Annotated in this window: 23 protein-coding genes and 3 tRNA genes; all 26 read right to left on the reverse strand. The window is 64.9% G+C overall.

From position 1 onward, the window contains the following. Positions 1-267: 267 nt before the first annotated feature. Positions 268-2,376, reverse strand: coding sequence for a polyribonucleotide nucleotidyltransferase (gene pnp, locus QP609_RS14575; RefSeq protein ID WP_046431803.1), 2,109 nt, complete (start codon positions 2,374-2,376; stop codon positions 268-270). A 151-nt stretch (positions 2,377-2,527) separates the two neighbouring features. Next, positions 2,528-2,788 (reverse strand): 30S ribosomal protein S15, encoded by a 261-nt coding sequence (rpsO, locus tag QP609_RS14580; protein ID WP_005417886.1) that lies wholly within the window; start codon positions 2,786-2,788, stop codon positions 2,528-2,530. A 173-nt stretch (positions 2,789-2,961) separates the two neighbouring features. Beyond that, complete coding sequence (gene truB / locus QP609_RS14585) at positions 2,962-3,870, reverse strand: tRNA pseudouridine(55) synthase TruB (RefSeq protein ID WP_014647857.1); 909 nt, start codon at positions 3,868-3,870, stop codon at positions 2,962-2,964. A 107-nt stretch (positions 3,871-3,977) separates the two neighbouring features. After that, on the reverse strand, positions 3,978-4,361 hold the full coding sequence (rbfA, locus tag QP609_RS14590) for a 30S ribosome-binding factor RbfA (protein WP_005410447.1): 384 nt from the start codon (positions 4,359-4,361) through the stop codon (positions 3,978-3,980). 132 nt (positions 4,362-4,493) lie between these two features. After that, positions 4,494-7,139 (reverse strand): translation initiation factor IF-2, encoded by a 2,646-nt coding sequence (gene infB, locus QP609_RS14595; RefSeq protein ID WP_197621562.1) that lies wholly within the window; start codon positions 7,137-7,139, stop codon positions 4,494-4,496. A 92-nt stretch (positions 7,140-7,231) separates the two neighbouring features. Next, positions 7,232-8,743 carry a transcription termination factor NusA gene (gene nusA / locus QP609_RS14600; RefSeq protein WP_014647859.1) on the reverse strand — a complete coding sequence of 504 codons (1,512 nt, stop codon included), beginning with the start codon at positions 8,741-8,743 and terminating at the stop codon, positions 7,232-7,234. A gap of 4 nt (positions 8,744-8,747) precedes the next feature. Next, a complete protein-coding gene (gene rimP / locus QP609_RS14605) occupies positions 8,748-9,338 on the reverse strand; it encodes a ribosome maturation factor RimP (RefSeq protein ID WP_014647860.1) in 591 nt (196 codons plus the stop codon). Positions 9,339-9,704: 366 nt separating this feature from the next. Further along, positions 9,705-9,781: transfer RNA gene (locus tag QP609_RS14610), tRNA-Met, on the reverse strand. A gap of 82 nt (positions 9,782-9,863) precedes the next feature. Next, a tRNA-Met gene (locus QP609_RS14615) sits at positions 9,864-9,940 on the reverse strand. Positions 9,941-10,067: 127 nt separating this feature from the next. After that, on the reverse strand, positions 10,068-11,528 hold the full coding sequence (gene nuoN, locus QP609_RS14620; RefSeq protein ID WP_032957446.1) for an NADH-quinone oxidoreductase subunit NuoN: 1,461 nt from the start codon (positions 11,526-11,528) through the stop codon (positions 10,068-10,070). A 15-nt stretch (positions 11,529-11,543) separates the two neighbouring features. Beyond that, on the reverse strand, positions 11,544-13,052 hold the full coding sequence (locus tag QP609_RS14625) for an NADH-quinone oxidoreductase subunit M (RefSeq protein WP_019660580.1): 1,509 nt from the start codon (positions 13,050-13,052) through the stop codon (positions 11,544-11,546). A 23-nt stretch (positions 13,053-13,075) separates the two neighbouring features. Continuing rightward, a complete protein-coding gene (gene nuoL / locus QP609_RS14630; RefSeq protein ID WP_046431809.1) occupies positions 13,076-15,250 on the reverse strand; it encodes an NADH-quinone oxidoreductase subunit L in 2,175 nt (724 codons plus the stop codon). Positions 15,251-15,257: 7 nt separating this feature from the next. Continuing rightward, a complete protein-coding gene (gene nuoK, locus QP609_RS14635) occupies positions 15,258-15,563 on the reverse strand; it encodes an NADH-quinone oxidoreductase subunit NuoK (RefSeq protein WP_005417921.1) in 306 nt (101 codons plus the stop codon). Further along, positions 15,560-16,216 carry an NADH-quinone oxidoreductase subunit J gene (locus tag QP609_RS14640; RefSeq protein ID WP_014647864.1) on the reverse strand — a complete coding sequence of 219 codons (657 nt, stop codon included), beginning with the start codon at positions 16,214-16,216 and terminating at the stop codon, positions 15,560-15,562. The genes nuoK and QP609_RS14640 overlap by 4 nt, the downstream gene beginning before the upstream one ends. Before the next feature lie 9 nt (positions 16,217-16,225). Next, a complete protein-coding gene (gene nuoI / locus QP609_RS14645) occupies positions 16,226-16,714 on the reverse strand; it encodes an NADH-quinone oxidoreductase subunit NuoI (RefSeq protein ID WP_005410456.1) in 489 nt (162 codons plus the stop codon). A gap of 4 nt (positions 16,715-16,718) precedes the next feature. Next, positions 16,719-17,813, reverse strand: coding sequence for an NADH-quinone oxidoreductase subunit NuoH (gene nuoH / locus QP609_RS14650; RefSeq protein WP_014037948.1), 1,095 nt, complete (start codon positions 17,811-17,813; stop codon positions 16,719-16,721). Beyond that, on the reverse strand, positions 17,810-20,044 hold the full coding sequence (gene nuoG / locus QP609_RS14655) for an NADH-quinone oxidoreductase subunit NuoG (RefSeq protein WP_014647865.1): 2,235 nt from the start codon (positions 20,042-20,044) through the stop codon (positions 17,810-17,812). The genes nuoH and nuoG overlap by 4 nt, the downstream gene beginning before the upstream one ends. After that, entirely contained in the window at positions 20,041-21,381 is a 1,341-nt protein-coding gene (gene nuoF, locus QP609_RS14660; protein ID WP_014647866.1) for an NADH-quinone oxidoreductase subunit NuoF, read from the reverse strand. Before nuoF ends, nuoG begins: the two co-directional genes overlap by 4 nt. Before the next feature lie 4 nt (positions 21,382-21,385). Further along, positions 21,386-21,913: an NADH-quinone oxidoreductase subunit NuoE gene (gene nuoE / locus QP609_RS14665; protein WP_014647867.1), complete on the reverse strand. Its 528-nt coding sequence runs from the start codon at positions 21,911-21,913 to the stop codon at positions 21,386-21,388. 97 nt (positions 21,914-22,010) lie between these two features. Next, positions 22,011-23,318: an NADH-quinone oxidoreductase subunit D gene (locus QP609_RS14670; RefSeq protein WP_014647868.1), complete on the reverse strand. Its 1,308-nt coding sequence runs from the start codon at positions 23,316-23,318 to the stop codon at positions 22,011-22,013. Then, positions 23,315-24,064: an NADH-quinone oxidoreductase subunit C gene (locus QP609_RS14675; protein WP_014647869.1), complete on the reverse strand. Its 750-nt coding sequence runs from the start codon at positions 24,062-24,064 to the stop codon at positions 23,315-23,317. The genes QP609_RS14670 and QP609_RS14675 overlap by 4 nt, the downstream gene beginning before the upstream one ends. Before the next feature lie 33 nt (positions 24,065-24,097). Beyond that, positions 24,098-24,652, reverse strand: a complete 555-nt coding sequence (locus QP609_RS14680; protein WP_005417936.1) for an NADH-quinone oxidoreductase subunit B — start codon at positions 24,650-24,652, stop codon at positions 24,098-24,100. After that, complete coding sequence (locus tag QP609_RS14685; protein WP_008265012.1) at positions 24,643-24,999, reverse strand: NADH-quinone oxidoreductase subunit A; 357 nt, start codon at positions 24,997-24,999, stop codon at positions 24,643-24,645. The genes QP609_RS14680 and QP609_RS14685 overlap by 10 nt, the downstream gene beginning before the upstream one ends. Before the next feature lie 111 nt (positions 25,000-25,110). Next, a tRNA-Leu gene (locus QP609_RS14690) sits at positions 25,111-25,195 on the reverse strand. Positions 25,196-25,246: 51 nt separating this feature from the next. After that, complete coding sequence (gene secG, locus QP609_RS14695; protein WP_014647871.1) at positions 25,247-25,684, reverse strand: preprotein translocase subunit SecG; 438 nt, start codon at positions 25,682-25,684, stop codon at positions 25,247-25,249. Positions 25,685-25,715: 31 nt separating this feature from the next. Then, positions 25,716-26,471, reverse strand: a complete 756-nt coding sequence (tpiA, locus tag QP609_RS14700) for a triose-phosphate isomerase (RefSeq protein ID WP_014647872.1) — start codon at positions 26,469-26,471, stop codon at positions 25,716-25,718. Between the last annotated feature and the right edge of the window lie 97 nt (positions 26,472-26,568).

The raw sequence follows: 26,568 nt of genomic DNA on the forward strand, positions 1-26,568 counted from the left end.
TCGAAGGCGCCGCCACGTTAGCAAACCGATGTGGCTGCGGGACGGTTGTCGCGGCATGTCGTCCCGTGGACAGGCGTGATCCGCGCAACCGTGACAGAACGATGGCCACGTGGCGGCGCTCACGCACTGCAGCAGGACATGCAGCGACCTGGATGAGCGGCACTGCATGACATCAAGGCAAAGAAAAAGCGGGCCGAAGCCCGCTTTTTCATTTGCGGAAGCGTGAGGACCGACGGTCCTCACCCACCGCACAATCAGCAGTACCGATTACTCGGCGCTGACGGCGTCGCCTTCTTCCACGGCCTTCATCGACAGGCGGATACGGCCCTGCTTGTCGACTTCCAGCACCTTGACCTTGACCACATCGCCTTCCTTCAGCACGTCGCCGACCTTCTCGACGCGATCGCTGGAGATCTGCGACACGTGGACCAGACCGTCCTTGCCCGGCAGGATCGTGACGAACGCACCGAAGTCCATGATCTTGGCGACCTTGCCTTCGTAGATGCGGCCCGGCTCGACGTCCGAGGTGATCTGCTCGATGCGGGCCTTGGCGGCCTGGGCAGCGATGGCATTGACCGAAGCGATGACGATGGTGCCGTCATCCTGGATGTCGATCTGGGTGCCGGTTTCCTTGGTGATGGCCTGGATGGTCGAGCCACCCTTGCCGATCACTTCGCGGATCTTGTCCGGGTGGATCTTGATGGTCAGCAGGCGCGGCGCGTAGTCCGACAGCTCTTCACGCGGAGCGGTCAGGCCGTGGGCCATTTCGCCCAGGATGTGCAGACGACCAGCCTTGGCCTGCTGCAGAGCCTGCTTCATGATCTCTTCGGTGATGCCTTCGATCTTGATGTCCATCTGCAGGGCGGAAATGCCCTCAGCGGTACCGGCCACCTTGAAGTCCATGTCGCCCAGGTGATCTTCGTCACCCAGGATGTCGGACAGGACGACGAAGCGCTCGCCTTCCTTGACCAGGCCCATGGCGATACCGGCCACCGGCGCCTTCACCGGCACGCCGGCGTCCATCAGGGCCAGCGACGAGCCGCAGACCGATGCCATCGACGAGGAACCGTTCGACTCGGTAATTTCCGAGACGACGCGGATGGTGTACGGGAAGGATTCCAGCGACGGCATGACAGCCAGCACGCCGCGCTTGGCCAGGCGACCGTGGCCGATTTCGCGGCGCTTCGGGCCCATCATGCGGCCGCACTCACCCACCGAGAACGGAGGGAAGTTGTAGTGGAACAGGAAGTTTTCCTTGTACTCACCGGCAACGGCGTCAATGACCTGGCCGTCACGGGCGGTGCCCAGGGTGATGGTCACGATGGCCTGGGTTTCGCCACGGGTGAACAGCGAGGAACCGTGGGTACGCGGCAGCACGCCGGTCTTCACCGTGATCGGGCGGACGGTGTCCAGCGCACGGCCGTCGATACGGACCTTGGTGTCCAGCACCGAGTCACGCATGGTGCGGTACTCCAGTTCGCCGAATTCCTTCGACAGCTCGGCCGGGTTCCAGCCTTCAGCGGCCACGCGACCAGCCAGGGCTTCGAACACGTCCTTCTTGATCGCCGAGATGGCGTCGCGGCGCTGCAGCTTGTCACGCACCTGGAAGGCTTCGCCCAGGCGCGGGCCGATGGCTTCCTTCAGGGCGGAGATCAGCGCTTCGTTCTTGGCCGGGGCTTCCCAGGTCGACGGCTTGGTGCCGGCTTCGACGGTCAGCTCGTTGATCGCGTTGATGACCTTCTGCATTTCGCGGTGACCGAAGGTCACGGCGCCCAGCATCACTTCTTCGGACAGCAGCGCGGCTTCGGATTCAACCATCAGCACGGCGTTGGAGGTACCGGCGACGACCAGCTCCAGCTGCGAGTCAGCCAGTTCGCTGACGGTCGGGTTCAGGATGTACTCGCCGTTCTTGTAACCGACCTTGGCCGCACCGATCGGACCCATGAACGGGGTGCCAGCCAGGGCCAGGGCAGCCGAAGCACCGATCAGGGCCGGGATGTCACCGTCCACGTCCGGGTTCAGCGACATCACCGTGGCGATGATCTGCACTTCGTTCTTGTAGTCTTCCGGGAACAGCGGGCGGATCGGACGGTCGATCAGACGCGAGATCAGGGTTTCCTTCTCGGTCGCACGGCCTTCGCGCTTGAAGAAACCACCCGGGATACGGCCGCCGGCGTAGAACTTTTCCTGATAATCGACGGTCAGCGGGAAGAAGTCCTGGCCTTCGCGCGCGCTCTTGGCGGCGACGGCGGTGACCAGCAGTACGGTGTCGTCCATCTTGACGATGACGGCGCCGCTGGCCTGACGGGCGACTTCGCCGGTCTCAAGCGTGACGGTGTGCTTGCCGTACTGGAAGGTTTTGGTGATTTTTGCCACGGAGGGTGTCCTTGGGGATGCTGTCTGCGAATTTGGACCGTCGGCGACCCTTGCCGCCAGCGGGTGGCCGGATCGTTCCGGCCTGAATCGGGGATTGCGGTACTACAAAACAAAACCGCGGCGCATCGCTGCGCCGCGGGGGATTCGTTGCTTAGCGACGCAGGCCAAGCTTCTCGATCAGGGCCTTGTAGCGCTCGACGTCCTTCTTCTTCAGGTAGTCGAGCAGGCTGCGACGGCGGTTGACCATCTGCAGCAGGCCGCGGCGGCTGTGGTGGTCCTTCTTGTGGGTCTTGAAGTGGCCGGTCAGCAGTTCGATGCGGGCGGTCAGCAGTGCAACCTGGACTTCCGGGGAGCCGGTGTCAGCCGCGCTGCGCTTGTTGTCTTCAATGACCTTCTGGGTGTCGATCGACATTTCTTTTTTCTCTGTGATGCGTGGCCGGCAGGAACGCGCTTCGCGCACCGCCAGGCTCGCCGTGGACTACGAGGATGAAACCTGCGCGAGGCAGGTTGCCGGAAAACGGCCGCGAAATTGTAACGGCCGGGGGCGTCCGGGACAAGGACCGGGGCTGAACCGGCAGGCCCCGGTCAGAGGTTGAAACGGCGCTGCGGGGCCAGCAGGCCACTCTCGTCGACCTGGCCCAGGCCCTGGACAGCATCGTCCGGACCGAACACGGCCACCAGGCCGCGCGGCCAGGACAGGTCGCGCTGGCGCTGGCCCACGCAGAACCGGTGGGCCTGGTCGGCGTCCAGGTCGACCCTCGGGTATTCAGCCAGGCCGGCCGCCAGCGGCAGCAGCAACGCGTCCATGCCAGCCTCGTCACCGGCCTCGACCATCGCCCGCAGCTGGTCCAGGGTGACCATGGCAGGCTCGCGGAACGGCTCGACCCAGAGCCGGCGCAGCGCGCTGATGTGGGCGCCACAGCCCAGGCGTTCGCCGAGGTCGCGGGCCAGGCTGCGGATATAGGTGCCGGAACCACAGGTCACGCGCAGCCGCAGCCGTTCCGGCTGCTGCTCCAGCACCTCGATGGCGTGTACCTGCACCTCGCGTTCGGGCGCTTCGATGACGTCACCGCGGCGGGCCTTCACATACAGCGGTTCACCGCCCTGCTTCAGCGCCGAATAGATCGGGGCACGCTGGCGGATGGTGCCGGTCAGCGGCGCCAGCGCAGCCTGCAGGGCCTGGGCACTGATCGCCGGCACCGGGCGCTGCAGCAGTACCTGGCCTTCGGCATCGTCGGTATCGGTGGTCTGGCCGAGCACGATCTCGGCGTCGTAGGCCTTGGCCGAACCCAGCAGCAGGCCGGCGATCTTGGTCGCCTCGCCGAAACACAGCGGCAGCAGGCCGGTGGCCAGCGGGTCGAGGCTGCCGGTATGGCCGCCCTTCTCGGCGCGGAACAGGCGGCGCGCCACCTGCAGGGCGGCGTTGGAGCTCATGCCGGTCGACTTGTCGAGCAGCAGGATGCCATCCAGGCGACGGAACTGAATTCGGGTCATGACAGGAAAGTGTTGGGACGGGCCATGCTCGGCTGCCGCAGCGCGGCCTGCATCAGACATCGCGCAGCCGGAATGCAGCAACGCCGGGCATGCCCGGCGTCGCGCGGTTATTCTTCGTCGCTCTCGCGACGCTTCTCGGCGGCCAGCGTATCGGGCAGGTCGCGCAGGATGTTGTCGATGTGCTCACCACGGTCGACCGAGTCGTCGTAGTGGAAATGCAGCTCCGGCACGTGGCGCAGCTTCATCGCGCGGGCCAGGTCCATGCGCAGGCGGTAGCCCAGTTCCTTCAGGCCGGCCACGGCTTCAGCCGAACGTTCCGGCATCAGCGCGGTGACGAACACCTTGGCATGGGCCATGTCGCGGGTGATTTCCACGTCGGACACGCTCACCGAGGGCAACCCGTGCTCGCGCACGGCGTTGTGCACCAGGGTGCCGAGTTCACGGCGCAGCTGGGCGGAGACACGGTCGGTTCGATGGAAAGTCTTGGGCACGAGGAGCTCTTGGTTCAGTTGTCGCCCGACCAACGGTCGGGCACTACCTTTGATTCGATTGTCGCCCGACCAACGGTCGGGCGCTACAGGTACATGGTGGGGCCCGACCGTTGGTCGGGCCACCTTGCAGCATTACAGGGTGCGCGGCACTTCGATACGTTCGAAGCACTCGATCTGGTCACCCGGCTTGACGTCGTTGTAGGCCTTCACCGCGATACCGCATTCGGTACCGTTGCGGACTTCCTCGACGTTCTCCTTGAAGCGACGCAGCGATTCCAGCTCGCCCTCGAAGATCACCACGCTGTCGCGCAGGACGCGGATCGGCTTGTTGCGCTTGACCACACCCTCGATGACCATGCAGCCGGCGACGGCACCCAGCTTCGAGCTGCGGAAGACGTCGCGGACCTCGGCGATACCGATGATCTCTTCGCGGATCTCCACGCCCAGCAGACCGGAGGCCACCTGCTTCACCTGGTCGATCACGTCATAGATGATCGAGAAGTAACGCAGGTCGACACCATTGGATTCGATGATGCGACGGGCCGAAGCGTCCGCACGCACGTTGAAGCCGATGACGGTGGCCTTCGAAGCGGCGGCCGAGTTGGCGTCCGACTCGGTGATGCCACCCACGCCGGAGTGGATCACGTTGATGCGGATGTCTTCGTTGGACAGCGCGACCAGTGCCTGGCTCAGCGCCTGCACCGAACCCTGCACGTCGGCCTTGATGACCAAGTTGAGGACCTGCTGGCCCTCGCCCTTGCCCAGGGTCGCCATGATGTCTTCCATGCGGCTGCCAGCGGTGGCCACCAGGCGCGATTCACGGCGCTTGGTCTCGCGCTGCTGGGCAACGTCCTTGGCCAGGCGCTCGTCCTCGACGACCACGAAGTCGTCACCAGCTTCCGGCACGCCGGACAGGCCCAGGACCTGCACCGGGATGGACGGGCCGGCGAACTCCGGCTGCTTGCCGGTTTCGTCGAACAGCGCACGCACGCGGCCGTACTGGATGCCGCACACCAGGTAGTCGCCCTTCTTCAGGCGGCCCTGCTGCACCAGCACCGTCGCGACCGGGCCGCGGCCCTTGTCCAGCGACGATTCGATCACCACGCCCGAGGCGCGGCCTTCATCGACCGCCTTCAGTTCCAGCAGTTCGGCCTGGATCGAGATGGCGTCCAGCAGGTCGTCGATGCCCAGGCCGGTCTTGGCCGAGATCTCCACCATCTGGGTGTCACCACCGAAGTCTTCGGCCACGACCTGCTCGGACAGCAGTTCGTTCTTGACCCGCATCGGATCCGCGTCGGACTTGTCGATCTTGTTGATCGCCACGATCAGCGGCACACCCGCCGAACGGGCGTGCTGGATCGCTTCCTTGGTCTGCGGCATGACGCCGTCATCGGCGGCCACGACCAGCACCACGATGTCGGTCAGCTTGGCGCCGCGCGCACGCATCGAGGTGAAGGCGGCGTGGCCCGGGGTGTCCAGGAAGCTGATCACGCCCTTCGGCGTATCGACGTGGTAAGCGCCGATGTGCTGGGTGATGCCACCCGCTTCGCCGGTGGCGACCTTGGTGCGGCGGATGTAATCCAGCAGCGAGGTCTTGCCGTGGTCGACGTGGCCCATGATGGTGACCACCGGCGGACGCTGGGTGGCTTCGCCCTGGTTTTCACCGGTCGAGGCCAGCAGTGCGTCTTCGGCGTCGTTGTCGTTGGCGCGGATCGCCTTGTGGCCGAGTTCTTCGGTCACCAGCGCGGCGGTGTCGTGGTCGATGGACTGGGTGATGGTCGCCATCACGCCCATCTTGAACAGCGCCTTGACCACCTCGCCGCCCTTCAGCGCCAGCTTCTGCGCCAGGTCGGCCACGGTGATGGTGTCGCCGATCGCCACTTCACGCACCACCGGTGCAGTCGGACGCTCGAAGGCGTGCGGGCCGGCATTGTTGCCACCGCGCGACATGTCGCGACGGCCACCGGCCTGGTTGCGCCCGCCCGGACGACCCCGGGTGTTGCTGTTGTTGCTGTTGCCACGACGCGCACGGTCGGCGGCCGACAGGTGCATCTGGCCAGCGAAACGGTCACCCGGGCCACGCTCGTTGCGCTGCGCGCTGCGGTTGTTGCGGTCGTCGTTGCGCGGCGGCGGCGGTGCACCACGCGGCGCAGCCGGGGCTGCGGCCGGGGTGCGCGGCGGGCGCGGCGCGGTTTCGTCGATCGGAGCACGCTTGGGCTTGCTGGCAGCCAGCGTCTCGGCCGCCTTGGCGGCAGCCGCAGCTTCCTCGGCGGCCTTCTTTTCGGCCTCGGCGCGTTCCTTGGCGGCGGCCTCTTCCTCACGGGCACGGACGATGGCTTCGTCGCGCAGACGATCCTTCTCGGCCAGGGCCTGCTGTTCGGCAAGGTTGCGGGCACGCGACTCTTCCAGCTTGCGCAGGATGTCGGCGCGCTCTTCGTCCGGGGTCATGGCGCGAGCACCATCCTTGACGTAGGTACGCTTCTGGCGCACCTCGACATTCACGGTCGTCTTGCTGCGACCGGAATTGACCGTCACTTCCTGCTGCTTCCGGCGGTTGAGCGTGATCTTCTTCGCAGACTGATCGGTCTCTTCCGGGGCCTGCTCGGGCTTGCCGTGCGAACGACGAAGGAAGCCCAGGAGCTTCACCTTCTCGGAGCTGGTCACGACCTGGTCGGGACCGCTGAACTTCATGCCGGCACCGGCCAGCTGTTCCAGCAGTTTTTCGACCGGCGTATTGACCAGTTCGGCAAGCTTGCGGATGGTGGTTTGCTGCGACATTCGGATCCTATGATCTTGTGGGCGCCCCCCCGCATGTGGAGGTGGCGCGGATTCTACGCCCTGAGCGGCTCAGGGCCCTGTTCATTGCCGGCTCATTCGCCGCGTTCCAGTCGGGCGATCTCCTCGGCACGGGCGGCCAGGATCAGCGCAGCGGCGCGCGCCTGATCCAGTCCTTCGATGCCGAAGTCCATGACCTCGTCGGCGGCCAGGTCGGACAGATCCTCGCTGGTACGCACGCCGTGGCCGGCCAGCGCGTATGCGGTGGCTTCGTCCATGCCCTTCAGGGACAGCAGGTCCTGCGCCGGCTGGCCGTCTTCAAGGCCTTCCTCGACTGCCAGGGCCTCATTGAGCAGCGCATCGCGGGCACGAGCGCGCAGCTCTTCGACGATGTCCTCGTCGAAACCTTCCACGGCCAGCAGTTCGCCGACCGGGACATATGCGATTTCCTCGACGGTGCCGAAGCCTTCGCTGACCAGGATGCCGGCGATTTCCTCGTCCACTTCCAGCTTGTCCATGAACAGCTGGCGAGCCGCAGCCTGCTCGGCTTCCGACTTGGCGGTGACCTGGTCCTGGGTCATCACGTTGAGCTGCCAGCCGGTCAGGCGGCTGGCCAGGCGCACGTTCTGGCCGCCCTTGCCGATCGCCTGGGCCAGGCGGTCTTCGGCAACGGCCAGGTCCATCGAGTGCTTGTCTTCATCGACGATGATCGACTGCACTTCGGCCGGCGCCATCGCGTTGATGACGAAGTTGGCCGGGTTGTCGTTCCACAGCACGATGTCCACGCGCTCGCCATTGAGCTCGTTGGACACGGCCTGCACGCGCGAACCGCGCATGCCGATGCAGGCGCCGATCGGATCGGTGCGCTGGTCGTGGGCCAGCACGGCGATCTTGGCGCGGTCGCCCGGGTCACGTGCACAGGCCTTGATTTCCACCAGGCCCTGGCCGACTTCCGGCACTTCCAGCTTGAACAGCTCGATCATGAATTCCGGGGCGGCACGGCTGATGAACAGCTGCGGGCCACGCGGCTCCGAGCGCACTTCGGCCAGGTAGCCGCGCACGCGGTCACCGGCGCGCAGCACGTCGCGCGGGATGCCCTTGTCCTTCGGGATGAAGCCTTCGGCGTTGCCGCCGAGGTCGACATAGATGTTGCCGCGCTCGGCGCGCTTGACCACGCCGGTGATCAGCTCACCCACGCGATCCTTCCACGCATCCACGACCTGCTGGCGCTCGGCTTCGCGCACGCGCTGGACGATGACCTGCTTGGCGGCCTGGGCAGCGATGCGGCCGAAATCCGGGTTCTCGATCTGCTCTTCGATGTAGTCACCGACCTCGACGCCTTCGGCTTCATCGACGGCGTCCATCAGGCGGATCTGGCGGTCCGGCGATTCCATGACCACGTCATCGGCCACCACTTCCCAGCGGCGGAAGGTTTCGTAGCTGCCGTCCTTGTGGTCGATGACCACGCGGGTCAGCACTTCCTCGTCGGGATAGCGCTTCTTCGCTGCCGAGGCCAGGGCGGCCTCGATGGCATCGAAGATCACTTCACGCGGCACGCCCTTCTCGTTGGCGACTGCGTCGACTACCAGCAACAGTTCCTTGCTCATTGGCTCACTCCGCGCGCGGCTTCTTTGCCGCCGGCTCGTTGGAAGAAGAATTCGTGTTCGGCTTCGGACGCTTCGGCGCCGGACCGGTCGGCTTGCTCGGGGCCAGCCCCAGCGCCACCCAGTCGGGCATGATCCGTGCCTTGTCGATGTTGTCGGCCGACACGACCACTTCGGCCTTGTCGACGATGAAAGTGATGGTCCCCGCCGCCTCGTCGGTCGCCTCGATACGACCCTGCAGGCGACGACGGTTGTCCTGCGGCAGCTTCAGCGTGACCTTGGCCGATTCGCCGAGGTGACGGCCGAACTGCTCCAGGCTGAACAGCGGACGGTCGACGCCCGGCGAGGACACTTCCAGCGTGTAATTGCCGCTGATCGGGTCCTCGACGTCCAGCTGCGCCGACACTTCGCGGCTGACCCGCTCGCAGTCGTCGACATTGATGATGCGCTCGGGCTGTTCAGCCAGCGGCACGTCGATGTAAAGGCGCAGGGTCGCACCGCCGGGGGCCGGCAGATACTCAACGCCCAGCAGCTCCAGGCCCAGCGACACAACGGTCGGGGCGAGCAGATTCGCGATGTCGGTTGCCTTGTCGCTCACAGCCTGCCTTGATCTCTATGATTGGGTGCCGGCCTTGGCCGGCGTGGAAACGTGACGCCCCGGAAACGACAAAGGGCCCGTTGGGCCCCTTTTCCGGAAAGACTCCGGTGACTGGATTCCGGTTGCAACCTGCATTGCCTGCCGGTTGCGGCCCTCCTTCCGGGTCCGGACTCCCGCTGGGAGGCCGCCTTCAGGGGTACTGCTAGGCCGCTGATGATAGCGACTGCACCGCGCTGGTGCAAGGTGCGGACCCGGGTCAGATCCCTTTTCCCGTGGATAAGGGATCTGACCCCGATCACGCAGAAACAACGCAGACCCCAAAGAAAAACGCCCTCGAAGCAGGACTTCGAAGGCGATCTCTTTACTTGGTAGCGGGGGCAGGATTTGAACCTGCGACCTTCGGGTTATGAGCCCGACGAGCTGCCAGACTGCTCCACCCCGCATCAGAAGCGGAATCATGAGGCATTGCTGCGACAAATGCAAGCTTTCCCTCATTCATCGAACCGGTTGGCGCCGATCCGACGTTGGTAGCGGGGGCAGGATTTGAACCTGCGACCTTCGGGTTATGAGCCCGACGAGCTGCCAGACTGCTCCACCCCGCACCGGAAGTGTTTGAACTGCTGCCCTGCTCTTTCGAGGAGGGCTACCGCAACGATGTTCTGGCTGAACCGCTGCAGTGACAACTCAGGCTGCGCATATTACACGAATCGCGCAGCTTTGTGTCAACTTTTATGCAAGATGCGCAAATGCCTGCTGGCACCAGACCATGATCGGGTTCCAGGCCAGGCCCAGCGCGAGCAGCGCCAGGGCATTCACGCCCAGCACCACGCCCAGCACGCGGTCGTTGCTGCGCGGCATGGCCTCGCCCACCGGCTCATCGAAGTACATGACCTTGATGACGCGCAGGTAGTAGAAGCAGCCGACCACGGCGCACAGCACGCCGAGGATGGCCAGCCACAGCAGGCCGCCGTTGACGGCCGCGCCCAGCACCGCCAGCTTGGTCCAGAAGCCCAGGAACGGCGGGATGCCGGCCAGCGACGCCATGATGCACAGCACCAGGCCGGCCATCCACGGGTTGCGGGCGTTCAGGCCCTTGAAGTCCTCGATGTTCTCGGCTTCAAAGCCGGCACGCGACAGCGCGATGATCGCGCCGAAGGCGGCGGTGGACATGATCGCGTAGGCCAGTGCGTAGAACAGCGCGGCGGCGTAGCCCTGCGAACCGCCACCGGCGATGCCCATCAGCAGGAAGCCGATGTGCGAGACGGTGGAGAACGCCAGCATGCGCTTGAGGTTGCTCTGCGCGATGGCCATCAGGTTGCCGATGACCAGCGATACCGCGGCCAGGCCGGCGATCAGCAGCTGCAGTTCGGTCGACAGCGGACCCACGCCCATTTCCAGCAGGCGGTAGGCCATGCCGAACGCGGCCAGCTTCGGCGCCGAGCTGATGAACAGTGCGATCGGTGCCGGGGCACCCTGGTACACGTCCGGCAGCCACATGTGGAACGGCGCGGCACCCAGCTTGAAGGCGACGCCGGCGATCATGAACACCGCACCGGTGATCAGCAGCACGCGCTCTTCCGAGTGCGGGATGGCCTCGCGGATCACATCCAGGTGCAGGCTGCCGGTGGCGCCGTAGATCAGCGACATGCCGTAGAGCAGCAGGCCCGAGGCCAGCGAACCCAGCACGATGTACTTCATCGCCGCTTCCGACGCCAGGCCGCTTTCGCGGTTGCTGGCGACCAGGGCGTAGGAGCACAGCGCCAGCAGTTCCAGGCCCAGGTAGACCATCAGCAGGCTGCCGGCCGAGACCAGGATCATCATGCCGGCGGTGCCGAACAGGATCAGCACCGGGATCTCGCCCTGGAACAGGTCGCGATCACGCAGGTAGCGCCAGCCGTAGACCAGGGTCAGGCCGCTGAGCAGCACGATTCCGGTCTTCATCACGTCCGCGGCGGTATCGCGCACGAACATGCCATGGAAGACCTCCCCCTGCCCGCCCACGCCGGTGGCCAGCATGAACAGCACCACGGCCAGCGCAGCGAGCGAGAACAGGTGGGTGACGATCTTGTTCCGGTTGCTGACGAACAGGTCGAGGATCATCAGGGCGAAGGCGCTGCCGATCAGCACCAGCTCGGGAGCGAGCGGTGGCAGGTCAGCGGCGGTCAATGGCAGCAGCGGCGAGGTGGTCATCATCAAATCCTGGAATTACAGCAGCTTGCTGGATGCGATCTGCATCGCCAGCTTCGCGATCGAGGGCTCCATCAGGTCGGTCAGCGGCTTGGGGTAGATGCCCAGGGCCAGCACGCCGATGGCGAACACGCCCAGCACCAGCCATTCGCGGCCGTTGATGTCCTTCAGTTCGGCAACATGGCTGTTGGCCACTTCACCGAAGAAGATGCGCTTGTACAGCCACAGGGTGTAGGCGGCGCCGATGATCAGGGTGGTGGCCGCGCCCAGGGCGATCCACGGATTACGCTGGAAGGCCGAGAGGATGACCATGAACTCGCCAACGAAACCGCTGGTACCCGGCAGGCCCGCGTTGGCCATGAAGAACAGCATCGCGAAGGTGGCGAACCACGGCATCACGTTGACCACGCCGCCGTAATCGGCGATGCGGCGGCTGTGCATGCGGTCGTACAGCACGCCGACGCAGGAGAACATCGCGCCGGACACGAAGCCGTGCGAGATCATCTGCACCATGGCGCCCTGCAGGCCCAGGCGCGCGGCGTCGGCGTTGCCGGCTTCGCGCACCAGCCACAGGGCGATGAAGGTGCCCAGGGTGACAAAGCCCATGTGCGCGATCGACGAATAGGCGATCAGCTTCTTCATGTCGTCCTGCACCAGGGCGACCAGGCCGACGTAGATCACCGCGATCAGCGACAGCGCGATCACCAGCCAGGCCCATTCCTGCGACGCGTCCGGGACGATCGGCAGGTTGAAGCGCAGGAAGCCGTAGCCACCGATCTTCAGGGCGATCGCGGCCAGGATCACCGAACCGGCGGTCGGCGCTTCCACGTGGGCGTCCGGCAGCCAGGTGTGGACCGGGAACATCGGCACCTTGACCGCGAAGGCGATCAGGAAGGCGAAGAAGATCCAGGTCTGCTCCTTGGCCGACAGCGGCAGCGCGTACAGGTCGGCCAGCTGGAAGCTGCCGCCCTTCATGTACAGGTAGATCAGCGCCACCAGCATCAGCACCGAGCCGAGGAAGGTGTACAGGAAGAACTTCAGCGCGGCGTAGATGCGGCGCGGACCGCCCCAGACACCGATGATCAGGAACATCGGGATCAGCATCGCTTCGAAGAACACGTAGAACAGCATCGCGTCCGTCGCGGCGAAGATGCCGACGGTGACACCTTCCAGGATCAGGAAGGCCGCCACGTACTGGTTCACGCGCTTGTCGATGGCGCTCCAGGCGCCGATCAGGGCAAGCACGCTGACCAGGGTGGTCAGCAGGATCAGCGCCACGGCAATGCCGTCCACGCCCAGGTTGTAGCCGATCTTGTACGCCGGGATCCAGGCATGGGTCTCGACGAACTGCAGACCATCGACGCCTGCGTTGTAGCCGCTCAGCAGCGAGAGGCTCGCCACGAAGGTCAGCACCGCTACGCCCAGCGACGCCCAGCGGGCGGTCTGCGCATCACGGATCGCAAGGATCAGGGCACCACCGATGATCGGCAGCCAGATGAGGACACTGAGTAGAGGCCAGTTCGACACGTCTTCTTATTCCGTACAGGTCATCAACGCAGGTAATGCATCAGCACGCCCAGCAGGGCAATCAGGCCGATGATCATCGCGAAGGCGTAGTGATAGAGGAAACCGGATTGGGTACGACGCAGCACGCCGGCTGCGACGTCCACAACACGTGCCGAGAGATTGACCACGCCGTCGACGATGTTGCTGTCGATCCAGCGCGAGACCTTGCCCAGCTTGACGCTGCCACCGGCAAAGCCATCGATCCACAGCTTGTCGAAGCCGTACTTGTTTTCAAGCACCGACACCAGCGGAGCAAAGGTCTTGCGGGCCTTGCCCGACAGGTCCGGCTTCCACAGGTAGAACAGTGCGGCCAGCAGGAAGCCCGCAACGGTCAGCATGAACGCCGGAGCCATCATGCCATGCAGCGCGAAGGCGACCGGGCCATGGAACTCCTCACCCAGGAAGCCGATGGTGTTCTTGGCCGGATCGTAGAAGTCGACGATGCCGGTGAAGAACGTGTGCGCCTGGCCCTTGATGGCATCGTGCGCGTGGTTGCCGGCCCAGTCGGTGCCGTACAGCATCGGGCCGATGCTGAAGAAACCGATGGCGATCGACGGGATGGCCAGCAGGATCAGCGGCAGGGTCACCACCCACGGGGTTTCGTGCGGCTCGTGCGGACCGTGGCCATGGCCGTGGTCGTCGTGGCCATCACCATGGTGTGCATCGCCGTGGTGGGCGTCGGCGGCGTGGTGATCGTCATGGCCATGGCCGTGATCGTCATGCGCGTCGCGGAAACGCTCCTTGCCGTGGAAGGTCAGGAACAGCAGGCGGAAGCTGTAGAAGCTGGTGACGATCACGCCACCCAGCACCGCCCAGTAGCCATAGGTGGCCACCCAGCTGTTGGACAGGTGCGCGTGCAGCTCGGCCGCCTCGATGATGGTGTCCTTCGAGTAGAAGCCGGAGAAGAACGGCGTGCCGACCAGCGCCAGGGTACCGATCCACATGGTGATGAAGGTGATCGGCATGTACTTGCGCAGGCCGCCCATCTTGCGCATGTCCTGCTCGTGGTGCATCGCGATGATGACCGAGCCGGCGCCCAGGAACAGCAGGGCCTTGAAGAAGGCGTGGGTCATCAGGTGGAACACGGCAGCCGAATAGGCCGACACGCCCAGTGCAACCGTCATGTAGCCCAGCTGCGACAGGGTCGAGTACGCGACCACGCGCTTGATGTCGTTCTGCACGATGCCGATCAGGCCAGTGAAGAACGCGGTGGTGGCACCGATGAACAGCACGAAGTTCAGCGCGGTCTGCGACAGCTCGAACAGCGGCGACATGCGGGTGACCATGAAGATACCGGCGGTCACCATCGTCGCGGCGTGGATCAGTGCCGAGATCGGGGTCGGGCCTTCCATCGAGTCCGGCAGCCACACGTGCAGCGGGACCTGGGCCGACTTGCCCATGGCACCGATGAACAGGCAGATGCAGATGACGGTGGCGATCGACCAGATCACCGGCTCGTTCAGCAGCTGCATGCCCAGCAGCGTGCCGTCCCATATCTGCAGCTGGGCGCGCGGGTCGGCCAGCATGCCGGCCTGCGAGAACACCTGCGAGTAGTCCAGGGTGCCGAACACCCACAGCACGCCGGCGATGCCCAGCAGGAAGCCGAAGTCACCGACGCGGTTGACCAGGAACGCCTTCATGTTGGCGAAGATCGCGGTCGGGCGCTTGAACCAGAAGCCGATCAGCAGGTACGACACCAGGCCCACCGCTTCCCAGCCGAAGAACAGCTGCAGGAAGTTGTTGCTCATCACCAGGGTGAGCATCGAGAAGGTGAACAGCGAGATGTAGCTGAAGAACCGCTGGTAGCCCGGATCGTCCTGCATGTAGCCGATCGTGTAGATGTGGACCAGCAGCGACACAAAGGTCACCACCACCATCATCATCGCGGTCAGCTTGTCGACCATGAAGCCGACGTGGGCCGAGTACTGGCCGACTTCGAAGAACGTGTAGATGTTCTGGTTGAACGGCTGCGCCCCACCCCACAGCAGCTGGTAGAGCGTATACATCGACAGGCCGCAGGCCACCGCGACGCCGAGGATGGTGATGGTCTGCGCGCCGAAGCGCTTGACCTGGCGACCGAACAGGCCGGCGATGATGCTGCCGAACAGCGGTGCGAGCACCACTGCGATCAACAGACTCTTGGAGAGAGTGATTTCCATCTGTGGATCAGCCCTTCAACGAATCGACTTCGCCGACATTGATCGTGCGGCGTGTACGGAACAGAGTCACCAGGATCGCCAGGCCGATGGCGGCTTCCGCGGCGGCGACGGTCAGGATGAAGAACACGAACAGCTGGCCGGACGGATCGCCCAGCTGACGCGAGAAGCCGACGAAGTTGATGTTCACCGACAGCAGCATCAGCTCGATCGACATCAGCAGGACGATGACGTTCTTCCGGTTGAGGAAGATACCGGCCAGGCTGATGGCGAACAGCACCGCGCCCAGCGCGAGGATATGGCCAAGGGTGATCACGGCTGGGTCTCCTCGCCGGCGACCGGCTTGCTGTTGCTGTGCACGACCGGTGCTTCGGCACCCATCTTGACCATGCGCAGGCGCTGGCCGGCCTTGACCATGGTCTGCTGGCCCGGGTTCTGGCTCTTCACGCCGGTACGGCGACGCAGGGTCAGCATCACGGCGGCAACCACGGCCACGGTCAGGATGACGGCGGCGAACTCGAACGGCAGCAGGTACTCGGTGAACAGCGTGCGTGCCAGCCAGGTGATGTTGGAGCTGTCGGCGGCGACCGCAGCGGCGTTGTCGGCCGGGAACGGCGTGACCGAACGCGCCTTGACCCCGATCAGGATCAGCATCTGCGCCAGCATCGCGACCGCGACAATCAGGCCGACCGGCAGGTAGCGCACCCAGCCCTCACGCAGCTTGGTGGGGTCGATGTCCAGCATCATCACCACGAACAGGAACAGCACCATCACCGCACCGACGTAGACCAGCACCAGCGCCACACCGAGGAACTCGGCGCCCACCAGCAGCCACACGCAGGCGATGGAGAAGAAGGTCAGCACCAGGCAGAGCACGGCGTGAACCGGGTTGCGCACGCTGATCACCGCACCGGCCGAAACCGTTGCCGCGATGGCGAACACCCAGAAAGCGATATTTACCCAATCCATCTCTCGACCTCAGCGGTAAGCGGCATCGGCGGCGCGACGCTCGGCGATCTCGTTTTCGAGACGGTCGCCCAGGGCCAGCAGCTGCGGCTTGGTAACGATGTTTTCGCCACGATTCTCGAAGTGGTACTCGAGGATGTGGGTTTCGACGATCGAGTCCACCGGGCAGCTTTCCTCACAGAAGCCACAGAAGATGCACTTGAACAGGTCGATGTCATAACGCGTGGTGCGGCGGGTGCCGTCCTCGCGCTTGGCCGAGTCGATGGTGATGGCCAGCGCCGGGCACACCGCTTCGCACAGCTTGCAGGCGATGCAGCGCTCTTCGCCGTTGGGATAACGGCGCAGCGCATGCAGGCCACGGAAGCGCGGCGACTGCGGGAACTTCTCCATCGGGTACATCATCGTGTACTTCGGCTTGAAGCTGTACTTCAGCGTCAGCCAGAGGCCCGCCAGCAGTTCGAGCAGCAGCAGGCTCTTGAAGTAATGGGTAATCCTGTTCATCACTTTAGACGCCCTTTTGAATCACGCCGAAGAACACCATGACGGCGGTAACCGCGATCCACAGAATGGCCAGCGGGATGAAGACCTTCCAGCCCAGGCGCATGATCTGGTCGTAGCGGAAGCGCGGGAAGCTGGCACGGAACCAGATGTAGGCACTGGCGAAGAAGAACACCTTGACGAACAGCCACGGCGCGCCCCCCTTCCAGATCCAGTCGACCAGCGGCGAGACATCGCCGAAGTTGACCCAGCCCTGGACCGGGCTCAGCCAGCCGCCGAGGAAGAAGATCGAGATCAGGAAGCTGATCAGGATCATGTTCGCGTATTCGGCCAGGAAGAACAGGGCGAAGGCACCGCCGGAGTATTCGACCATGTGGCCGGCGACGATTTCCGATTCGCCTTCCACCACGTCGAACGGCGCGCGGTTGGTTTCAGCCACGCCCGAGACCCAGTAGATGACGAACAGCGGGAACAGCGGCAGCAGGAACCAGTCGAAGAAGCCGGAACTGCCGGCCTGCGCCATCACGATGTTGCTCAGGTTCAGGCTGCCCGAGGCGATCATCACGCCGACCAGGGCGAAGCCCATGGCGATTTCATAGCTGATCATCTGCGCCGAGGCGCGCATCGCACCCAGGAACGCATACTTCGAGTTGGATGCCCAACCGGCCAGGATGATGCCGTAGATGCCCAGCGAGGTCATCGCCAGCAGGTACAGCAGGCCGGCGTTGGCGTTGGACAGCACGATCTGCGAATCGAAGGGCACCACCGACCAGGCCGCGAAGGCCGGGGCCAGGGTGATCAGCGGGGCCAGCAGATAGATCGCCTTGTTGGCGCTGCTCGGCTGGACCACTTCCTTGAACAGCAGCTTGAAGACGTCGGCGAAGGCCTGGAAGATGCCCATGCCCACGTACATCGGGCCGTGGCGGACGTGCATCCAGCCGATCAGCTTGCGTTCCCAGACCACGTAGAAGGCCACCGAGATGATCACCGGAACGGCGATCACCAGGATCTTCAGGATGATCCAGATCAGCGCGCCGATGTCACCGAGGCCCAGCAGCCACTGGTGCAGCGGGTCGACCGCGTTCAACAGCAATTCGTTCATGCAGCCACCACCGATACGCGAGCGGCACCCAGCGGCGCGGTCGCGCCGTGGCCCGATTCAATCCAGACCGAACCCGCAGCGACGCGGGCGTCGACCACCACCGGCAGGGTGGCCTTGCCGGCATCGGTGCCGACCTTGGCCATCTGCCCTTCCTGCAGCTGCAGGCGAGCGGCATCTTCAGCGTTCAGCACGATGCGCGGGGCGTTGTTGAGCGGATGCGACTGCAGCGCCGGGGCGCGACGGACCACCGCATCGGTGCGGTAGATCGCGGCGGTCGAAGCCACTTCCAGGCCTTCGCCGGCAACCACCGGCTGCGCCGAAGCGGCAACGGTGACCGACACCGGGGCCAGGCTGGCGCGCAGGCCGGCCAGGTCGGTGAAGTCGAAACCGGCCACGGCCAGCTCGCCGCCCAGGGCGCGCAGCACGCGCCAGCCTTCACGGGCCTCGCCCGGCAGCTTGCCGCCGGCACGGGCCGACTGCTCGCGACCATCAAGGTTGGTCAGGGTGGCGTCGATTTCCGGCAGCGCACCGATCGGCAGGATCACGTCGGCGACGTCGCGGGTCGAGGCACAGGCGAACTGGCTGAAAGCCACCACCTGGGCACCGGCCAGCGCCTTGCGCGCGGCAGGGGCATCGGCGAAGTCCAGGCCCGGCTCCAGGCCGTACACCACATAGGCCTGGCGCGGCTGCGCCAGCATCGCGGCGACGTCCTTGCCAGCCGGCAGCACACCGGCGCGGGTCAGGCCAACGGCGTTGGCGCCCTGCGGGATGCGGCACAGCTTGGCACCGGTGGCGGCGGCGAACTCACGCGCAGCAGCGCGGATCGCGGCAGCCTGCGGGTGGCTTTCGGCGATGCCACCGACGATCAGCACGGTGTTGTTGCCGCCCTGCACTGCCGAACGCAGCTCGGCGTTGGCCAGCGCGTCGACGAACTTGGACGGTGCGACGATCTGCTTGCCGGCGATGCTGAAGGCGAAGTCGAAGTCCACCGGGTTGACGACATGGATCTTCGCGCCCTTGGTGGTCTGCGCCTTGCGCAGGCGGGCGTGCAGCAGCGGCAGTTCGTGGCGGATGTTGCTGCCCAGAACGACGATGCGGTCAGCGCCTTCGATTTCGGCCAGCGGCAGGCCGAACACTTCGGCGGTTGCGGCGTCGGAGAAATCGCGGTTGTTGATGCGGTGGTCGATGTTGCCCGTGCCCAGGCCCTTGGCCAGGCGGGCCAGCAACGCGCCTTCCTCGTTGGAGGTGGACGGGTGCACCAGCACGCCCAGGTTGTCGCCCTGGTTCGCCTTGAGGATCTCGGCGGCCGCGGCCAGGCCTTCGGCCCAGCTCACTTCCTTCCACTCGCCATTGACCTTGCGCAGCGGCTTGACCGCACGGTCTTCGCTGTACAGGCCCTGGTGCGAGTAGCGGTCACGGTCGGACAGCCAGCACTCGTTCACGGCTTCGTTGTCGCGCGGCACGGTGCGCAGCACTTCACCGCGACGCACGTGCAGGAACAGGTTCGAACCCATCGCGTCGTGGTAGCCCAGCGATTCGCGCGCGGTCAGTTCCCACGGACGGGCGCGGAACTGGAACACCTTGTTGGTCAGCGCGCCGACCGGGCAGACGTCGACGACGTTGCCGGACAGCTCGGTGGTCAGCGGCTTGCCGTCAAAGGTACCGATCTGCAGGTTCTCACCGCGGTACATGCCACCCAGTTCGTAGGTACCGGCAACGTCGGCGGTGAAGCGGACGCAGCGGGTGCACTGGATGCAGCGGGTCATCTCGGTAGCGACCAGCGGGCCCATGTCCTCGTCCGGCACCACGCGCTTGCGCTCGTTGAAGCGGCTGACCGAACGGCCATAGCCCAACGATACGTCCTGCAGCTCGCACTCGCCGCCCTGATCGCAGATCGGGCAGTCCAGCGGGTGGTTGATGAGCAGGAACTCCATCACCGAGCGCTGGAACTTCAGTGCCTTTTCGCTGCGGGTGGCGACCTTCATGCCGTCCATCACCGGGGTGGCGCAGGCCGGCGCCGGCTTCGGCGACTTCTCCACGTCCACCAGGCACATGCGGCAGTTGGCGGCGATCGGCAGCTTCTCGTGGTAGCAGAAGCGCGGAATCGGAATACCGGCCTTGTCGGCCGCCTGGATGATCATCGAACCCTTGGGCACGACCAGCGACTTGCCATCGATCTCGATGGTCACGTGATCCGGTGGCACGTTCGGGTTTACGGGTTGCGCGCTCATGCGGCGGCTGCCTCCACCTTCTTGCCGTCAACCATCGAATGACCGTTGACGATGTAGTACTCGAATTCGTCCCAGAACTGGCGCAGGAAGCCCTGGATGGGCCATGCAGCCGCTTCACCGAACGCACAGATGGTGTGGCCTTCGATCTGCCCCGCCACCGCCTTCAGCTGGTGCAGGTCTTCCATCGTGGCCTTGCCGGCGACGATGCGCTCCAGCACGCGGTGCATCCAGCCGGTACCTTCACGGCACGGGGTGCACTGGCCGCAGGATTCCTTGTGGAAGAACTGGCTGATGCGGCAGGCGAACTTGACGCAGCAGACGCTGTCGTCGAGCACCACGATCGCGCCCGAACCCAGGCCGGAGCCCAGTGCACGGATGGTGTCGTAGTCCATCGGCAGGTCCTCCAGCTCGGCCGCGGTCAGCACCGGCATCGACACGCCGCCCGGGATCGCGCCCTTCAGCGTGCGGCCCGGACGCAGGCCACCGGCCATTTCCAGCAGGTCGTGGAATTTGGTGCCGAGCGGCACTTCGAAGTTGCCGCCGTTCTGCACGCAGCCGGACACCGAGAAGCACTTCGGACCGCCGTTGGCGGTCAGGCTCAGGCCCTTGAACCACTCCGGACCGTTGCGGATGATCGCCGGCACCGAACCGTAGGTTTCGGTGTTGTTGATCGTCGACGGCTTGCCATACAGGCCGAAATTGGCCGGGAACGGCGGCTTGTAGCGCGGCTGGCCCTTCTTGCCCTCCAGCGATTCCATCAGCGCGGTTTCTTCGCCGCAGATGTAGGCGCCGGCGCCCAGCGCGCCGTAGATGTCGATGTCCACGCCGCTGCCGAGGATGTTCTTGCCCAGCCAGCCGTTCGCATAGGCGTCGGCCAGGGCCTGCTCGAAGTGCTCGAACGGCTCGTGGTGGAACTCACCGCGCAGGTAGTTGTAACCCACGGTCGAACCGGTGGCGTAGCAGGCGATCGCCATGCCTTCCACCACCGAATGCGGGTTGTAGCGCAGGATGTCGCGGTCCTTGCAGGTGCCCGGCTCGGATTCGTCCGAGTTGCAGAGGATGTACTTCTGCATGTTGCCCTTGGGCATGAAGGACCACTTCAGGCCGGTCGGGAAGCCTGCGCCACCGCGGCCGCGCAGGCCCGAGGCCTTGACCATCTCGATGACCTGCTCCGGCGGGATCTTCTCTTCGAGGATCTTGCGCAGGGCGGCGTAGCCACCGGTCTTCAGGTAGCTTTCGTACGACCACGGGGTGTCGTAATGCAGGGTGGTGTAGACCACCTGGTGCGGCAGCGGCGCGGGGCCGACCGGACCCTTGGATTCGTGGTGATGTGCCATGCCCTTACTCCAGCCCGTCCAGCAGCTCGTCGACCTTTTCCAGGGTCAGACGCTCATGGTAGTGACCGTTGATGACCATCATCGGCGCGCCGCCACAACCGGCCAGGCACTCTTCCTCGCGCTTGAGGTAGACGCGGCCGTCCGGGGTCGATTCACCGTGCTTGATGCCCAGCTTCTTCTCGCAATGGCGGACGATGTCCTCGGCGCCATTGAGCCAGCAGCTGATGTTGGTGCAGATGGCCACGTTGTTGCGGCCCACCTTCTCGGTCTCGAACATCGAGTAGAAGCTGGCGACCTCGTAGGCCCACACCGGCGGCAGGTCGAGGTACTTGGCGACGGCGGCGATCAGCTCGTCGGTCAGCCAGCCCTGGTTCTGCTCCTGGGCCGCATGCAGGCCCTGCAGCACGGCAGAGCGCTTGCGGTCCGGCGGGAACTTGGACAGCCAGTGATCGATGTGAGCGCGGGTCTTGTCGCTCAGCACCACCATCGGGTCGACGTCGCGCGCCGCCTCGAAATTACCTGTCGCCTTCATCGGCCGACCTCAGCGAAATGCATAACGTGAAATTCCAGAAACTGCGGCGCCGGCTTGCGCCGGCTGCCTGCAGCGGGCGTTGGCGTGGCGGACGGCATTACCGGTCAACCTCGCCGAACACCAGGTCATAGGTACCGATCATCGCCACCACGTCGGCCAGCATGTGGCCGCGCACGATCGAATCGATCGAGGACAGGTGGGCGAAGCCCGGTGCGCGCAGGTGCACGCGGAAGGGCTTGTTGGCGCCATCGGAGACCAGGTAGCAGCCGAATTCGCCCTTGGGCGCTTCCACGGCCGCATAGGTTTCACCCGCCGGTACGCAATAGCCTTCGCTGAACAGCTTGAAGTGGTGGATCAGCGCTTCCATGTCGTCCTTCATGTCCTCGCGCTTGGGCGGAGCGACCTTGAAGTTCTTGACCATGACCGGGCCGGGGTTGGCCTTCAGCCACGCCACGCACTGCTTGATGATGCGGTTGGATTCGCGCATTTCGGCGACGCGGACCAGGTAGCGGTCGTAGCAGTCGCCTTCCTTGCCCAGCGGGATGTCGAAATCGACAGCATCGTACTTGGCGTACGGGCGCTTCTTGCGCAGGTCCCAGGCCACGCCCGAGCCACGCAGCATCACGCCAGTCATGCCCCACTGGTGCGCCAGTTCCGGAGTGACCACGCCGATGCCGACGGTACGCTGCTTCCAGATGCGGTTGTCGGTCAGCAGGGTTTCGTATTCGTCGACGCGCTTGGGGAACTCGACGGTGAAGTTCTCCAGGAAGTCCAGCAGCGAGCCTTCGCGCGAAGCATTGAGCTGCTTCAGCGCCTTGCCCTTGTGCCAGCGCGATTCCTTGTACTTCGGCATGTGGTCCGGCAGGTCGCGGTAGACACCGCCCGGGCGGTAGTACGCCGCGTGCATGCGCGCGCCGGAGACCGCTTCATAGCAGTCCATCAGCTCTTCGCGCTCACGGAAGGCATACAGCATCACGGCCATCGCACCCAGGTCGAGCGCGTTGGAGCCCAGCCACATCAGGTGGTTGAGGATGCGGGTGATCTCGTCGTACATGGTGCGGATGTACTGCGCACGCTCCGGCGCCTCGATGCCCATCAGGGTCTCGATCGCGCGCACGTAGGCGTGCTCGTTGCACATCATCGACACGTAGTCGAGGCGATCCATGTAGCCGATCGACTGGTTGAACGGCTTGGACTCGGCCAGCTTCTCGGTGCCACGGTGCAGCAGACCCACGTGCGGGTCGGCACGCATGATGGTTTCGCCGTCCATTTCCAGGATCAGGCGCAGCACACCGTGAGCGGCCGGATGCTGCGGGCCGAAGTTCATGGTGTAGTTGCGGATTTCCTGCCGGCTTTCGGCGGCGTTGCTGGCGAACGCTTCGCCGGCCTGGTGTACGTGGCTCACTTCACTGCCTCCTGCGCGCGCTCACCGGCTGCGGTCTGCAGACGGGCGTCGTCACGGATCACGCGCGGCACGCCGACACGCGGCTCCACCGAGGTGACCGGTTCGTAGATCACGCGCTTCTTTTCTTCGTCGTAGCGGACTTCGACATTGCCGATCAGCGGGAAGTCCTTGCGGAACGGATGGCCGACGAAACCGTAGTCGGTCAGGATCCGGCGCAGGTCCGGGTGGCCTTCGAAGATCACGCCGTACAGGTCGAACGCTTCGCGCTCGAACCAGTTCAGGCCCGGCCACACGCTGGTCAGCGAGGACACCACCGGCAGCGCTTCGTCAGGGGCGAAGCAGCGCAGGTGCATCATCAGGTTGTGCTGGTACGAGCGCAGCTGGGCGACCACGGCGAAACGCTGGGTCGGCATGTGCTGCGGGCGGGCACCGTCGGCACCGTTTTCCTCGGTGGGGAACTCGCCCCACGCGAAGCGGCCCTGGGCCTTGCCTTCGACACCACGGCTGAAGCCCTGCGAGGACACGTCGGCGGTGTCCCATTCGTCGGAGCCATAACCGAGGTAGTCGACGCCGCACAGATCCACGGCCTGCTCGAAACCAAACTCGTCACGCAGCGCCAGGGCGGTGGCGTGCCACTCGGCGGCAGGCACTTCCAGCGTCACTTCGCCGCGGGGTTCGACCACGATGACCTTCGCACCAGCGAAACGTGCGGAGAGTCGGTCGATGAAGGATGCTTGCTCTGCCATGGGGGCTTGGCGCGCTCTTGTCAGGTGAAGGGGTCAGCGGGCGATGGTCTGTGTACGCCAGATCTTCTTCTGCAGCTGCAGGATCCCGTACACCAGCGCCTCGGCGGTCGGCGGGCAGCCCGGGACGTAGACGTCCACCGGCACCACGCGATCACAGCCGCGCACGACAGAATAGGAGTAGTGGTAATAGCCACCACCGTTGGCACAGCTACCCATCGAGATGACCCACTTCGGGTCCGGCATCTGGTCGTAGACCTTGCGCAGCGCCGGGGCCATCTTGTTGACCAGGGTACCGGCCACGATCATCACGTCGGACTGACGCGGCGACGGGCGGAACACCACGCCGTAACGGTCAAGGTCCAGGCGCGCGGCGCCGGCGTGCATCATCTCGACCGCGCAGCAGGCCAGGCCGAAGGTCATCGGCCACATCGAGCCGGTGCGCGCCCAGTTCAGCAGTGCGTCGACGCTGGTGGTGACGAAGCCCTTTTCCAGCAGCGGGTTGTCGCCTTCCGGCCGCAGGATGTCATCAACCCGGCCTTCCGGCGACGGGTTGTTCATGAGGCCATCGAGAGTCTGAATCACTCCCATTCCAGCGCTCCCTTCTTCCAGACGTAAATGAAACCGAGGAACAGCATGCCGACGAACAGGCCCATGGTGATGAGCGAACGGGCGCCCAGCTCCATGAAGACCTGGGTCCACGGCACGATGAAGATGATTTCCAGGTCGAAGACAATGAACTGGATCGCGATCAGGTAGTAGCGCACGTCGAACTTCATGCGCGCGTCTTCGAAGGCCTCGAAGCCGCACTCGTACGGCGACAGCTTTTCCAGATCGGGGCGGCGGGGACCGAGGAATCGACCAACCAGCATCAGCGTAATGCCGATACCGGTGGCAACGATCAGAAACAGCAGAGAAGGCAAATATTCGGCCAGCACAGCGATTCTCTCTTGCCTCTGCCGCCGCGCCTGCAGGCGCTTTGGCATGGGGGAGTGGACGGGAACCTGCCTGGCGCCTTGCGCGCCAGACGAACCCGCTTTACTTACAAATGGTGCCCAAGAGGGGACTCGAACCCCTACGACTTGCGTCGCTACCACCTCAAGGTAGTGCGTCTACCAATTCCGCCACCTGGGCAAACGATCACATCAGACTATCTTCCCGATGCGCCGCGTATTGTAACCGGCTTCAGTGTTTCTGGGAGCCTTCCGAAGGCTTTTCTTCACCAGAAACCGAAGATTCCGCCTGAGCCGGCACATTCGCCGCCGGAACCGGGGCGGCCGGGACCGGATCGGCCTTCGGAACGGCCGGCAGTTCGCCCGCCGGAGCCGCCGGCGCGCTGGCCGCCGGGGCGGACATCAGGCCCAGGTCCTGGTCGGCCGCCGGACGGGTGCCGTGACCGGCATACCAGGCCATGAAAAGACTGATGCCGAAGAACACGACGGCCAGCCACTTGGTCGACTTGGACAGGAAGTTCGAGGCGCCACGCGCACCGAACACCGTGCCCGAGGCGCCGGCGCCAAAGCCCGAACCCGCCGCCGCACCCGAGCCACGCTGCATCAGGATCAGCGCGATCATGGCCACAGCGACCAGCACGTAGACGACATTGAGGATCAACATCAGCATTGGAAACCGCCCTCGGACAATACTTCTAGGATTAGTTCGCGGCCGCCGCCCGTGCGATGGCCAGGAAGTCCGCGGCCACCAGGGAGGCGCCGCCGACCAGCCCACCATCGACATCCGGCTGCGCGAACAGTTCCCCGGCATTGTCGGGCTTCACGCTACCGCCGTAAACAATGGGCAGTGAATCAGCAATTCTAGCATCGAAGCGCGCAACTTCGCCACGGATGAACGCGTGCACCTGCTGTGCCTGCTCCTTTGTAGCGGTACGGCCGGTACCGATGGCCCAGACCGGCTCGTAGGCGACCACGGCCTTGGCAAAGCCGGCCGCGCCGACCAGTTCCAGCACCGGCGCCAGCTGGCTGGCGATGACCGCTTCGGTCTGTCCGGCCTCGCGCTGCTCCAGGGTCTCGCCCACGCACAGCACCGGCACCAGGCCGGCATGCTGGGCGGCGGCGAACTTGCGCGCGACCAGCTCGCTGCTTTCATGGTGATACTGGCGGCGCTCGGAATGGCCGACCAGGCCATAGCGGGCCCCGACCTCGACCAGCATGGCCGCGCAGACCTCGCCGGTATAGGCGCCCTTCTCGTTGCTGCTCACGTCCTGCGCGCCGAAGGCCAGGCTGGTCTCGCCGAAGTCCTCGACCAGCTCGCCCAGGTACGGCAGCGGCGGCAGGATCACCACGTCCACCCCCTCCAGCGGAAGCCCGGCGGCCACCTGCCCCAGCAGTTCATTGGCGAATTGACGGCTGCCATGCAGCTTCCAGTTTCCGGCGACGATCTTGCGGCGCATGAGCGGGTGGCTCCTGTGTGAAGTCAGCCGGTCATGATACCCGTTGCGGCAAAATCCGTTTCATTGTAAGCGGTTACATGGGTTTTCAGCCAACGGC

Source organism: Stenotrophomonas sp. 8(2023), assembly GCF_030345295.1.
GTDB classification, from domain to species: domain Bacteria; phylum Pseudomonadota; class Gammaproteobacteria; order Xanthomonadales; family Xanthomonadaceae; genus Stenotrophomonas; species Stenotrophomonas muris.

What these genes read in the sequence shown, in the direction of transcription:
- nuoI (WP_005410456.1), bottom strand. Translation starts at nt 16,714, where the DNA reads ATGAACAGGATTACCCATTACTTCAAGAGCCTGCTGCTGCTCGAACTG.
- infB (WP_197621562.1), bottom strand. Translation starts at nt 7,139, where the DNA reads ATGTCGCAGCAAACCACCATCCGCAAGCTTGCCGAACTGGTCAATACG.
- truB (WP_014647857.1), bottom strand. Translation starts at nt 3,870, where the DNA reads ATGACCCGAATTCAGTTCCGTCGCCTGGATGGCATCCTGCTGCTCGAC.
- nuoN (WP_032957446.1), bottom strand. Translation starts at nt 11,528, where the DNA reads ATGACCACCTCGCCGCTGCTGCCATTGACCGCCGCTGACCTGCCACCG.
- secG (WP_014647871.1), bottom strand. Translation starts at nt 25,684, where the DNA reads ATGCTGATGTTGATCCTCAATGTCGTCTACGTGCTGGTCGCTGTGGCC.
- QP609_RS14640 (WP_014647864.1), bottom strand. Translation starts at nt 16,216, where the DNA reads ATGGATTGGGTAAATATCGCTTTCTGGGTGTTCGCCATCGCGGCAACG.
- rpsO (WP_005417886.1), bottom strand. Translation starts at nt 2,788, where the DNA reads ATGTCGATCGACACCCAGAAGGTCATTGAAGACAACAAGCGCAGCGCG.
- QP609_RS14675 (WP_014647869.1), bottom strand. Translation starts at nt 24,064, where the DNA reads ATGGCAGAGCAAGCATCCTTCATCGACCGACTCTCCGCACGTTTCGCT.
- nuoL (WP_046431809.1), bottom strand. Translation starts at nt 15,250, where the DNA reads ATGGAAATCACTCTCTCCAAGAGTCTGTTGATCGCAGTGGTGCTCGCA.
- tpiA (WP_014647872.1), bottom strand. Translation starts at nt 26,471, where the DNA reads ATGCGCCGCAAGATCGTCGCCGGAAACTGGAAGCTGCATGGCAGCCGT.
- nuoG (WP_014647865.1), bottom strand. Translation starts at nt 20,044, where the DNA reads ATGAGCGCGCAACCCGTAAACCCGAACGTGCCACCGGATCACGTGACC.
- nuoF (WP_014647866.1), bottom strand. Translation starts at nt 21,381, where the DNA reads ATGGCACATCACCACGAATCCAAGGGTCCGGTCGGCCCCGCGCCGCTG.
- nuoH (WP_014037948.1), bottom strand. Translation starts at nt 17,813, where the DNA reads ATGAACGAATTGCTGTTGAACGCGGTCGACCCGCTGCACCAGTGGCTG.
- QP609_RS14680 (WP_005417936.1), bottom strand. Translation starts at nt 24,652, where the DNA reads ATGGGAGTGATTCAGACTCTCGATGGCCTCATGAACAACCCGTCGCCG.
- nuoE (WP_014647867.1), bottom strand. Translation starts at nt 21,913, where the DNA reads ATGAAGGCGACAGGTAATTTCGAGGCGGCGCGCGACGTCGACCCGATG.
- nusA (WP_014647859.1), bottom strand. Translation starts at nt 8,743, where the DNA reads ATGAGCAAGGAACTGTTGCTGGTAGTCGACGCAGTCGCCAACGAGAAG.